Origin of the sequence: Bifidobacterium crudilactis (assembly GCF_000738005.1) — a bacterium.
GTDB lineage: Bacteria > Actinomycetota > Actinomycetes > Actinomycetales > Bifidobacteriaceae > Bombiscardovia > Bombiscardovia crudilactis.
In genome coordinates this window covers 81,627-93,726 of sequence record NZ_JHAL01000002.1, presented here as the reverse complement: position 1 = coordinate 93,726, position 12,100 = coordinate 81,627, and the positions used below count along the sequence as shown (strand labels likewise).

The following is a 12,100-nucleotide window of genomic DNA, read 5'->3' as shown; positions in this document are numbered from 1 at the left end:
TCACGATTCCACTTCAACGGAACAACGATTTCGGCAGCAGCCACGCGCGTATTCGGAAGAAGCCGGTCGTTGCCCACCAATGCCGGTGAAGCAGCCGGGAGGTGATTCTCCCCAGCAGCACCTCGACATCCTCGCGCGACGGCAACGGGGCCGAGGTATGGGAGACCGAAGTTTGGGAGACCGAAGAGCAGTCGACCGAGATAGCGCTGGCGGCGTGTTCATCGTAGGAGGGCTGCTTTGCTCCGCCGCCTTCATCCGACGCTCCTCTTCCTGTCGAGAAGGTGCCCTGCACCGCCCCACCTGCTATTGCGAGCAGGAGTCGCGCGTGTTTGGCACCCTCTGTTTCATCGGCATCGAACAAATCGGACAGTTCCCGCGCGAAGGCGATATCGCTGAGAGTATCGGGGAAGTCCAAGCCCGCGTCGATGGCCGTATCCACAATCTCCAGCCAGAGAGCCGACCAGACCCGCGTAACCACGATATCGTCCCCATGACCACCCTCGGGTGTGCTGATACCAGCAGCGGTCTCATCCGACGCACCGGTGCCGGATTGCGTTCCCCAATCGGACCCCAAGGCGGCGTCCAGCAGACGATACCGTCGTCGTCTTCTGCGGCACCGCAACAAGGCCGGAGTCGCAAGCAACAGCCCTGACAACATCACGGCAACGGCGATGCCCAGGGATGTGAACAGCGGGCTCAGGTCCCGATTGCCTTGCGAGGATGATGCCGAGTCGTCGCTCGAAGCGGACGAGGTGTTCGAATCCCCACTTTCCGACACGCTCGGAGCGGCAGAAGAACTTGAGGTCGAAGGAATCGGGGTCTGACTCTGCGCGGGCGAACTCTGATTCGACGAGGATGCATCCGTCGTGGAATCGGCTGTGCCGGAGTCATCGGATGCGGCCGGTGTGACATCGAAGGGCACCCAGCCGATGCCGTCGATATAGGTCTCGACCCATGCGTGCAGCTGTTTTTCAGCTACGGCGTAGGTGCCGTCGCCGACGCTTTGCCCCGGCGTGTAGCCGAGCACCATTCGCGTCGACAGCCCCATGCCCCTGCCGAGCACGGCGAGCGCGGAGGCATAATGCACGCAATACCCGGATTTGCTGCGTAGGAACTCCCCCACCATCGTCATATTGTCTCGGCCATTGCCATCGGGCTCATTCAAGGAGTAGACGAAATCAGGTTGTTTGAAATAGTCGACCAGATATTTCATGGCGGCCAGCTGGCTTGCCGCATCGGCTCCGTCTGTAGGAACCCCCTGACTTCTGGCCTGGCTGATAACCGACCGCACACTGCTGGGCAATGCCGTGGGCAGCGTGCCGTATATGGAGCTCAACCGCCTGCCCGTTCCCGTGTCGTCGCCGATACGCGGGTCCATTGTGGCCAAGGATTCGCTGCTGCCGGAGGAACCGTCGAGCGAATCGGCATTGGTAGCCAACCATACCTTCCGCTTGGCGATGGTCTGCTGCAACTCGTCTATTCTGCCGAAATCCGTGATATTGCCGACCGGCTTGATGTATAGGCTCTGCACACGATATCGCATACCCGACCATGTGCTTTCCTCGTCGCTGCGGTATGCGCCATCCACATTCCTGTGCCAGTTGCCGTCACGGGCGTCTCCGGAATACAGGAGCACTTCGCCGCTTACGGGAAGGTAGCGGGTCCTCAGAGCATTGATGGTGATTGTGGCGTCAAGGACATACCGGCTGGAATCCTGCGACGAGCGGATGAATCGTTGGGATGCGTCATTCGGATCGTTGGCGACGAGATATTTCATCAGCGGTGTGACCCACAGGATGTCGGCATCGTCACCGCCTCCAAGGAGATACCCGTCACCGACCTGAGTGAAATCACCGCCATAGGATGAGGAACGGTTCATGTCTACGGATACTGGCGCACCGAAGGACCATGTATCACCGTCGAATCTGTCCAGTGTCGACAGGCGCGTATATACCGCCGCAGGAGCCCGGTAGGTCAGCGCCGTGGCGTTGGAGCCTTCCTGAAGACCTCGCTTGAGATCGACCATCGGATTGATTGTTCCACTCGAGAAGAGTCCTGCACTGGGCACGATGGGGATGGACACCGCCTGCGCCACGACCAGCATCGGAGCCAGCACGGCGATGCTCAGTGCCGCCACGACAGCGGAAAGCAGCATCGGGGCAGGGAAGGCGATGCGAATGGCCGACGTGCTCCACAGCAGTATCACTCCGGCAAGTATCACCAGAGCTATCGAGGTCGTCTGCGTCGCCTCCCCCGTGACCTGATACGTTGTCGCCATCAGCACGACGGTCATCAGCGCCACGGCCGGCGCGCAACGAAACTGCACCAGCATGATGCGCATCAGCACCATAAGGACCGCCGCCGCCACGATGATCAGCGCATCCGCCTCGGCATTCACATCCACCGGAGGATACTGGGCATATACATGCGAGAATCCTCTGACCATGACATCCCAGAGCGTGGTGGTCACCGGCTCCCAATCCTCTGCCACTTCCCCCGCGCCGACGGTCACCTGCTGGGTGTGGGGGATGAACAGCCAGTAACCCCTGACCTGGTGAACACGAATCATCACCGTAAGCAGAGCCAGAAGCATGACCGCCGCGCAGCAGACGAAGGCCCTCACCAGAGATTGCGCCTGTCTGCGCATGCACCGTCCCACGTCAATCGCGATAACAGCGAATCCGCCCGACAGGAAGTACGGCCACCACGCCTCCTGCCCGTCGAATACACCACCCATCGTTCGGATGGTCACCCAGGCGAGCACCCCGAGGCAGGCTATGGTCGTCAAGGTCTTGACGACGTCGAATCCCCGTTCCGACGGTCTCCGTTCCGACGGAGGACGGTTATCGCTGAGGTCCCCGGAAGAAGGGGCCGCCTTCATATCGCCCGAATGTTTGGAACCTTGTTCTGCGGAACGCCCGCCGACCAGAGCGGGAGCATACCCCTCGTCGTCCATGTCCGGCAGCGCAATCACCTCGGCATCGGGTGCGCTTACGGGGTGCAGTATCCGATAACCACTGCGTTGGCCCGAGGACGCCATCATCGTGGCGACATCGTCCTCCGGGCTCGTGCTCACCATGCTTATCACGGGATGGGGAATCGTATTGTCTCTGAAGGCTCGGATGACGTCCGGCAACGATGCCCAAGGCACCGGAGCCTCAACATCAGCGGACCGAGGATGGTGCACAGCCGCCAACTGGCGCAATATCGGCATCGTTTCGCGATAGATGCCGGTACCGTCCGAATACATCATGGCATCGGAACGCGGCATGGATGAGTGCAGATGAGCGAGCAGCTCGATAACGCAGGATTCCAGGTCAGCATCCGCCGGGTCCAGAAGCCATAGGGTGTCGGCCGATTGCTCCTGCATGCTTTCCCTGGTCATCAGCTCACCACGATGTGCCGTGTATTTCCATGCAATCATCCGTGGGGAATCACCGTATTCGTAATTCCTCACTCCGCTCATGCTCTGATGGTCCCCCGCTGCAAGAGCCGAAGGAAGCTTGGTCGTTTTGTCGGCCGCATACCCCACATCGGGAAGCAGCACCATCTCGTCTCCACTGCGGGCGATGTTCCTGCGCGCCTTCCACAGGCCGAAGGGGTCGCTCCATGTGACCATCAACGATTCCAGGCGGAACAGTCCTCGCGTTCGGGGCAAGGTCGCATGGAAGCGTGCGACGACCCTCCCCCGATGGTCGAGCCGCACCCACTGCTCCGCAAGTGGCATGTCGCGAGGCAGCAGCAGACGCCGCAGCAGTCCACCCCGTCGAACATCCAGGCGGAACCGTGGATTGAAATCATCGAGAGTACTCACCAAAGAGGGTGCGAATATCAGCCACTGCACCATGGTGAGCACACCGGACAGCAACAACGCGAATATCATGGCTGTGGACGCCGCCAGCAACACCCTATCGTCGAAGGACAATCCGAAAACCATGCAGGCGACGGCGACGATCGACAGCACCGCAGCGGCCAACGTGGGGCGGAACATCTGCCGTCGTCGGCCAAACCGCCGCGACATCCGAATCCCTCGCCCCATCATCGTCGCTCACCTCCTGAACAGGGAGAACGGCTTCGCATGCCCATCGCGTTCACGCGCCGCACTGGGTATCGCGAGCTGTGAAAGCACCCTGTCCACGATTCCTCTGCGGCGTTCGAGCGCTGAAGACCCTCGAGAATCCTTGACAATCAGCCGATGTGCAAGCACGGGCTGAGCCAAGGCCACCACATCGTCAGGAGTCACATAATCGCGGTCATGCACCAGTGCTCGCGCCTTCGCCATGGAAGCCAACGCGAAGCCCGCTCGCGGCGAGGCTCCGAGGACAATCTCATCATCGTGCCTGGTACGGTTCAGTATTGCCACGATGTAGTCGGCAATCTCCGGAGCGACAAATACCCTCGCGGACCGGGCTCTCAGTTCGCGCACATCCTCCAGAGCGCAAACGGCTTCGAGACCATTCAGCGGGTCCTCCCCCGAGACTCTCGCTATCGCACGGCTTTCGACGTCAGCCGGCGGATACCCCATGCTCGTGCAGGCGGTGAAACGATCCAACTGAGCCTCGGGAAGGGGATATGTGCCCTCGAGCTCGACAGGGTTCTGAGTCGCTATGACGATGAAGGGCTCGGGCAAGGTGTAGGTGTTCCCGTCCACGCTCACATTGCCTTCGCCCATGGCTTCAAGCATGGCCGACTGCGTTTTGGGATTCGCACGATTCACCTCGTCCGCAATGACGACGTTGGCGAACAGCGGCCCTTCACGGAACACGAACTCCTGTGAACGCTGGTCGAAAATACTCACGCCGGTCAGATCGCTCGGTAGCATATCCGGCGTGAACTGTATGCGATTGGCATCACCGGATATGGCTTTGGCAAGAGCCTTGGCCATGGTGGTCTTGCCCACTCCCGGCACATCCTCCAGAAGCAGATGCCCACCCGCACAGATTGTGGTCACGGCAAGCTCGATAACCGCCTGCGGGCAGGACAGCACAGTGTCAAGCGCGTTGACCAGACGGTTCGCCAGATGGCCTGTTTCCATATCAATCCCCCGCAATGCACGCATCGGATGCCCCGACATCTGCCCTTATTCTACGCAATGACCCCGTCGAAAGCCTTACGGCAATCAACGGGGTCATCGGCAACATTGCTGTGCTATGCATCTGACCGGCAACGGTCTGCACCGTGCCGGGAATCGCGCATACCAGCGGAATCTTCCGCCGTCGTCCGCGCGATAAGGAAGCTAGTTCAGCACGGCCAGAACGTCGCGTGCAGAGACGATCAGGTAATCCTCGCCCTGATAGCGAACTTCGGTGCCGCCGTACTTGGAGTACAGCACCTTGTCGCCTTCCTTGACATCGACGGGAACGCGCTCGCCCTTATCGTCGCGACGTCCAGGCCCCACGGCAAGCACTTCGCCCTGCTGCGGCTTTTCCTTGGCGGTGTCGGGGATGACCAGACCTGAAGCGGTCGTGGTCTCGGCAGCTGCCTGCTTGATGACAATCTTGTCTTCCAACGGTGTGAGTGAGATCGACACTGTGGACCTCCTCTTTCTTATAAGAGAATCGATTATTTCCGCGCCAGAGCAGCGTCGAGAGGCTGACGGGACACTCCACGGATGTTCTGTTGCGCTACAGGTCATGGTAGCGCGTAATTAGCACTCTGCCAACTTGAGTGCTAATGCTTTCGCTCACCGAGAGCACGGTCCGAGGGGATACGTGCCCGGTGCCGTGACGCGGCGCTCAAGAATCGAAGCCCGAGCATCACTCCTGCAGAAATTCCTGCAGACACAGCGTCAACGAGGCCTTCGCCCAATTCAATGGCGCTATGGGACTCGGGACCGCCCAGGTGAAGACCTTCCCGTCATCATGCCGGGCAACGATGCGGTTATAGCTTTCTGGCAGCAAATCCGGTCCGACGGGTTTGCCGTCAGCCGAAACCATGCCATCGCCGGTGATTTGCCCTAGAGCACGGTTCAGATGCCTCACTGCCGCCTCGCGAAGCATCACCGGTGACATCGAGGCACCTGCAGGCAGGCCGGTCCGCATACCGTCGGCTTCCATCTCCTTGGCGACCACCAGACAGCACGTGGCGTACCACGAGTCGAAGAACCACTCGGCTTCGGTTCCCCGCACGAACTCGGCCTCGCGTTTGGCATGACTTTCCGGATCGGCATCCGGTTTGATGTCGTGCCACCAGAAATTCGCCGATTGATAGGTGTCGTGAAGATAACGCCTGATACCGAAATCCCCGATAAGGGAGCCGACTATCTGCAGGATGTGCAGCTCTTCAGCAAGATTGAGCTCCTTCGGCCTGCAAGGATAAATCAGTGACAGCAAAGCCGCATCAGCCTGACGATACCTGGCGTCTTCCACCGGATAATCCGGTGATTCGCCGCCCATGCGGAGTTGACGATGAAGGACCTCGTTCCCTTCCACGATAAGCGTCGAGATGGACTCTGCGTCCGCAAGACCCTCCAGATGCAGAGCGGATACTACAGCCCCATACGCCCGTGCCAGGGAACTCCGCTCTTGACGTGCCGGTGATTGGTGCTCGACCACCGCTCCGCCCAGCAGAGCACGCAAGTCCTCAAGCGCCGACACCACAATGCCTATGGAGGACGTATTGCGTCTGGGCTGCTCCTCCCATGCGCCGGAATCCTCCATCTCCTGAAATTTCACCGCATGGAGGTAGGCGACGAGGCGCACAAGACCCGCAAGACGTGAATTCAGCGCTGGATGGGCGGCCGCGTCCCGCGTCGAAGCGGATGGCGCGTCATTTTCGGAGCATGCCTTCGAGCCCGGCACGGGGACAGGCACCGACAGCTCATCAAGCGTGACTGAGCCGTCTCGGAGCGCATGGACGCTGGCGGCGATTACCAATCCAAGTGCGTCGTTCTGCTTGTGGGTCCAGGGTTGGGCTTCACCGTGCTCCGTCACATCCGCATAGTCCGGCGACTGAGCGTCAAAGCGGATGTGGACGGCATTCATCGAGCCGACGGGCTCGGGCATATCGAGCAGTTCCGGTCTTGCGATGACCCGGTCCATACGCTCGGACTGCGAAGCCAGATACGACAGCTGCGTCAACAGGACGGCTTTGGCGTCCTGTTCCCTGCCCGCTTCAGCAGCAAGCGCGTAGTACCCCCAGATGGAATCTCTGACCCAGACCGCATCATAGTTGGTTGCGGAAGCCTCGTCCTGCGAATCGAAGGATGCGGCGTTGATGAAAGTCCCCCATGGTTGTTCGACAACCTGAATACGGCGAATACCCGCGGTTTTGGAAAGCAGGACGGCAATATCGGATTGCGAATACTCCGCGCGCAGAAGCGTTGCCATCCCCGCGTTGTGAATCCTCACACGGTACTGGTCATGGGAGCCGGCCATTGCTTCATCGCCAACTGCCTGGGATGGGATCAGCACATCCCTGCCCACCGGAACGACCCCATTATCCAAAGCCTTTGCAAAGGCACCGAAATCCGAATACATTCCGCTCCAATCGTCGCTCGACACTGTGCACCGCCGACCGTATCGTCTAACCGTTCCAGCGAATAACCGTTCTCCATGCCGTCATTGGCAGGCCACATGGCCACATATACCTACGAGAATAGCAATATGGGCTTGCAGAGGCCCCCCATGCGAATATGTAGGGATTTCATCGAATGTAACACCACTACGTCAACAGAAGTGTTGGCATGCCAACACTTCTGATACCCACCGGCTGCATTGGCGCCGTCAATCCCTACACAAACGTGGCAGGAACCACCGATTGACCTCAGGACCTGCTTCGGCGAGCAAGAATGGATTCAAGATTGACTCCCAAGGAGTCCGAAGTCTGTTCAGGCGCATCGACAGCGGCATGTGATTCGGCTTCATGGAAACCCGAGGCATCCTTTGGAACCTCATCGTCTGCATCGCGTTTCGCAGATGCACTCTGCGAATCTTTCCCACTTGCGCTCTCACGGGAACCATGCTGCGGTGCCGATACGGCTTCCTTCGGCACAGCGGTGGCAACTTGACGAACGGACTTTATCTCAAGGCTTTCGACTTCCTCGGCCGGTACAGGCTCCTTGCCGCGGGCCTCTCCAAGAGAGAATGAAATCAAATCCTGAGCGGCAGCCATTTCGAAGGCATCGAGAGCCGGCGAGGGTGAAATCCTGCTGAGTTCGTTGGTAGCGTCAGGAATCTCGTCATCGGCCGTCCGCACGGCAGATTGCGAAGTCTGCTGTACCTTCTGACCCTGTACCTTCTGACCTCGTGTCCTCTCGCTCAGAGCCTTGTCCTCGTGCTCCGCATCTGCGTCAGCAGCTGCATCAGACCGGTCTGCATCGTCACGGACAGCTTCGGCACCGTGGCTCTCGACACCGAGGCTCTCCTCCTCCTGACGAAGCATGGCTTCTTTGCGCTCCGCACGCTTCCGGCGAAGGGCCAAGGCCTGCCGCTTGTCCTGCTCGGCCTGCCGAAGGATGTCGTGTACATCACCGGCTGCAATCACCGCGGTGGAGCTGTCGTCCTCAAGCTGAGCATCGGGGGCGGTGGCGCCCAAAGCCCCGTCAACGGTCATGTACACGGGCTCGGGGTCCTTGGGCGTCTGCGCCCTTGGGTCCTGCTTGGAACCGTCGGCGTGGCTTCTGCGTTCCACCTCATGGGTCCGCGCCGCTTTCCTGACAACCTTGTTTCTATTGGCTTCCGAGAGCTCCTGCTCCCAGCGACGTGCATCGCTGGATGCTTTGGCACCCAGAACCAGCACGGTGACCGTGGCCAAGGCGGGAATCAGCGCGAAGAAGGGACTGAACTGCATGGAGAAGGCCAGAACAATCACCACTACGGTGACGGCGACGAGAGCGGCAACGAGTATCTGACGCCTACGAACCGCTTGGCGCCTCATCGTTCTGATGCGGGCGACCCTCTCCTGTGAGAACGCGGAATCGTGTCGTTGCTGCTGTGACTCCATGGACAAACCTTTCGTTTGTTGCGAATCCTCATCACTGAACCGTGTCGCATGCCTTGCGTCAACGATGTGCAAAGAGGACGAATACCGGTCCTCCCGATGTTCGGATGCCCGCTTCATACCCCGAGTCGTGCGTTTCGGCAACCACCCCAGAATGAGGACTGCGGCCATCACCGCCAGCACGACGCTGCTCAGTGACTCGTAATCCATACGCCCCACGATAGTTGAGAGAAGTGCGGAATGAAAAGATTTGCATGGTGTGTCGGCAATTATCTCAGCTTTGCAGACGTGTGGTGAGCGACTCGCCTATCGCTTCGGCGGACAGCACGTAGAGTTCATGGTCTCTCCACTCACCGTTGATGTACATGTATTTCCTGCGAACACCTTCGTAATCCAGTCCCAACTTCTCGACCACCCGCTTTGAACGTCGATTCTCAGGCAGAATGGCGATTTCGATACGATGCAGATGGGGCCCCTCCGGATCGAGCATCGCCCAGTCCGAGGCCATGGCGACCGCCAAGGGAGTGAAGCCGTGACCGGCCCATGCCTGATCCACCCAGTATCCCAATGTGGCGATCCGCATGGAACCGTAGGATATGGCGCCCAGGGAAAGCTGCCCGACGATGCTCCCACGGAACCTCATCATGAACACCACGCCCGTTCCGGCATCCTCGCCTTGCCGCTCGTGATGCACCCATTGCGCAAAACTCATCCCCGCCCCATGCATGGGGTCGCCTGATTCCCAAGGACTCAGCCATTCCCTGTTGCTCCAACGCAGTTCATTCCACTCTTTCTGGTCGTCAAGCGTCAACCGCGACAGACTCAAAGCCTCGAATCCCGCAGGCGCGGTGATCTCGTCGGGAATATGCAGTGCCGTGGACTGCGGGTGAGGCTGCAGTGCGGCCTTCAAGCTTTGAAAGACAGACATATGGACCATTGTCGCATTCGCACCGTCCGGCAGCCACCATTGCTCGGGCGAGCCGTCATATGTGCAGATGCCCGCACGCTGCATGCGGATATTCACATGATCCCGCCGCCTGCCTGGAACCTGCCGAAGGAGGCAACACCCTCCATGCACATCGATTGTCCGATGACAGATGCCCATGCCAGATGCCCCATGACACCTCGGCGTTACCGTACCTGCTGGTACAACGGGCATATGGATGCTGTTCAAGGAATGCACGAGACCAAAGACGCGGCGCGAAGCAAGGCGCTGTCGCTGCGCGAAGGTCTCGGCGACGCCGTTCGCCTGCAAGCCGGACTGCGCATACGTGACACCCTGCGCAAATCGTCGCTGGCATCGTCCGTCGGCACGGTGGCGGCCTATGTCTCCATGGGCACGGAAGCCTCGACGCTCCCCTTGCTGGATTGGCTGTTGGAAAGCGGTCACACGCTGCTGGTGCCCCGACTTGGCACAGGACGGGAGCTGCTGTGGGGAAGACTCGACGATATGGGTTCTCTTAAGGACGCGGGTACGCATCGACCCAAAGAACCCGATTCGGAGGTGCTCCCTCCCGAGATTCTGAGTAAGGCGGATATCATCCTCGTCCCGGCTCTGGCGGTGGACCGTCAAGGCAACCGGCTGGGGCGTGGAGCCGCTTGGTACGATCAGGCGCTGCGGCATCGCTCCCCCACGGCATTGACGCTTGCCGTCTGCTGGCCATGGGAATTCCAGAAGGAAACCCTGCCCGCGGAACCGCATGATGTGCGCATGGACGGCGTACTCACTCCAGACGGTTTCACGCTCCTAGCCACTCGGATGCCGTAGGATGCGAAGAAGTGCAATAATACGGTGTTGGAAGCAAGCGCCCTCACAGGACGCCGCCAAGATGAACGCCGAATAGTTAACGAAGGACGGAAGCGGTGCCTACCTACCATTACCGTTGCAAGAACTGCCAGTATGATTTCACCGAATATCAGTCATTCGATGACGAGCCTATAACCGTATGCCCTCGTTGCGGGGAACAACAGGTGCGCAAGGTCTTCTCCGCAGTACCCATAGAGTTCAAAGGGCATGGATTCTACCGGACCGACGGCGGTTCGAGCAGCTCCAAGAAGTAACAGGAGGCGGCGCGCCTGCGCTGTTGTAGATAACTGCATCAAAAGAACAGCAATCTGGGAAAAATTCTCGGAAAAGCTGTCCTGTTGATGCAGTTATCGTGTTTGGCGAGCCATTACATGCCAAGCGGGTTCATCCAGCTTCGATTCACGCGAGCGCCGCGCCGCTGATTGTGCATGTCGTCCCATTCGTCCACATGACCCAATCCAGGCAGTGGCATATTCCGCGTGGCGGCAATATAGCGCTATGTTGCCTTTCCGCTTAGGTCGTGCCGACCTCCCCATCACCGACGGTCTCAAACACCGACGAATTCGTCATCACCTGCGCCGCCTCGTCTGTGCCGTGCTGCTGGCGCTGTGCGTGTATTCCCTGATGCAATATATATCCGCGTTGAGCGCGGACACCGTGCCGTTGCTCGTGGCCAGACGAGATATACGACGTGGCGACATCCTCGACGGGTCTTCACTGGTGCAGGTTCAGGCGCCGCGCAATGATGCCCTGCGAGGCGCGCTGACTGCCGAGAGCGAAGGAGCGCATCTCACGGCGCTTATCGACATCGCCAAAGGACAGGCAATCTACCGGGAGGCACTGACCACCAGTGTCGAGGCGGGACGAGGCCTGACGAAGATTCGCATCAGGCTTGCCAGCCTCCCCGGCGACCTGCGAATCGGCGAAAAGGTCCGACTGGTCACGTCAGGAACATGTGCGTCGAAGGGCGAGACGACTCCGGACGAGGCAACCGAAGAGACCTCACCCGTTGATGAATCTGCTGATTTCGGAACGTCAGAGGAGCCCTGCTCGCTCAGCGAGGAAGCGCTGGTGGTCAGCTTCCCGGAAGAAGACGGGGATTCCGGACTGTTCTCCGCCGTGCGCGACGAGGAGGCAGGCTACGCCTCGGTGGAGTTCGCACTGCCCCCACAGGATGCATTGGCCGTCATATCCCATCAGAGCTCACGGCCCATCCTTGCAGTGACCACGCATTAGTGAGTTTCCTCATGTTTGAGCGATTCAACACACGAAACAGTCACATTCGACCATAATATGGCAGTGAGATCCATTTGTAGATTCATTGTTTAGCACGGCATTATGCCGTAGAAGGAG

Annotated in this window: 9 protein-coding genes; 3 read left to right on the top strand and 6 right to left on the bottom strand. The window is 59.6% G+C overall.

Annotated elements, in window-relative coordinates; genetic code table 11:
• Window positions 1-13: 13 nt before the first annotated feature.
• The 6 genes from DB51_RS02590 to DB51_RS02565 all read right to left on the bottom strand — a co-directional run bounded on the left by DB51_RS02590 (window position 14) and on the right by DB51_RS02565 (window position 9,868).
• Window positions 14-4,021: a transglutaminaseTgpA domain-containing protein gene (locus tag DB51_RS02590; RefSeq protein ID WP_162174611.1), complete on the bottom strand. Its 4,008-nt coding sequence runs from the start codon at window positions 4,019-4,021 to the stop codon at window positions 14-16.
• Between the two features lie 27 nt (window positions 4,022-4,048).
• Window positions 4,049-5,074 (bottom strand): AAA family ATPase, encoded by a 1,026-nt coding sequence (locus DB51_RS02585; protein WP_156958202.1) that lies wholly within the window; start codon window positions 5,072-5,074, stop codon window positions 4,049-4,051.
• A gap of 162 nt (window positions 5,075-5,236) precedes the next feature.
• Window positions 5,237-5,530 (bottom strand): co-chaperone GroES, encoded by a 294-nt coding sequence (gene groES / locus DB51_RS02580; protein ID WP_034251480.1) that lies wholly within the window; start codon window positions 5,528-5,530, stop codon window positions 5,237-5,239.
• Between the two features lie 226 nt (window positions 5,531-5,756).
• The gene (locus DB51_RS02575) at window positions 5,757-7,502 is read right to left on the bottom strand and encodes a hypothetical protein (protein WP_156958201.1); all 1,746 of its coding nucleotides are present in this window, start codon (window positions 7,500-7,502) and stop codon (window positions 5,757-5,759) included.
• A gap of 262 nt (window positions 7,503-7,764) precedes the next feature.
• Window positions 7,765-9,150 (bottom strand): hypothetical protein, encoded by a 1,386-nt coding sequence (locus DB51_RS02570; RefSeq protein WP_034251478.1) that lies wholly within the window; start codon window positions 9,148-9,150, stop codon window positions 7,765-7,767.
• A 64-nt stretch (window positions 9,151-9,214) separates the two neighbouring features.
• A complete protein-coding gene (locus tag DB51_RS02565; RefSeq protein WP_034253467.1) occupies window positions 9,215-9,868 on the bottom strand; it encodes a GNAT family N-acetyltransferase in 654 nt (217 codons plus the stop codon).
• 231 nt (window positions 9,869-10,099) lie between these two features.
• Between DB51_RS02565 and DB51_RS02560 the strand changes: the two genes are divergently transcribed.
• The 3 genes from DB51_RS02560 (at window position 10,100) to DB51_RS02550 (ending at window position 11,983) form a co-directional block, all read left to right on the top strand.
• Window positions 10,100-10,708 (top strand): 5-formyltetrahydrofolate cyclo-ligase, encoded by a 609-nt coding sequence (locus tag DB51_RS02560; RefSeq protein ID WP_034251476.1) that lies wholly within the window; start codon window positions 10,100-10,102, stop codon window positions 10,706-10,708.
• Window positions 10,709-10,803: 95 nt separating this feature from the next.
• Window positions 10,804-11,001, top strand: coding sequence for an FmdB family zinc ribbon protein (locus tag DB51_RS02555; protein ID WP_034251474.1), 198 nt, complete (start codon window positions 10,804-10,806; stop codon window positions 10,999-11,001).
• A 370-nt stretch (window positions 11,002-11,371) separates the two neighbouring features.
• The gene (locus DB51_RS02550) at window positions 11,372-11,983 is read left to right on the top strand and encodes an SAF domain-containing protein (RefSeq protein ID WP_162174610.1); all 612 of its coding nucleotides are present in this window, start codon (window positions 11,372-11,374) and stop codon (window positions 11,981-11,983) included.
• The last annotated feature ends 117 nt before the right edge of the window (window positions 11,984-12,100 follow it).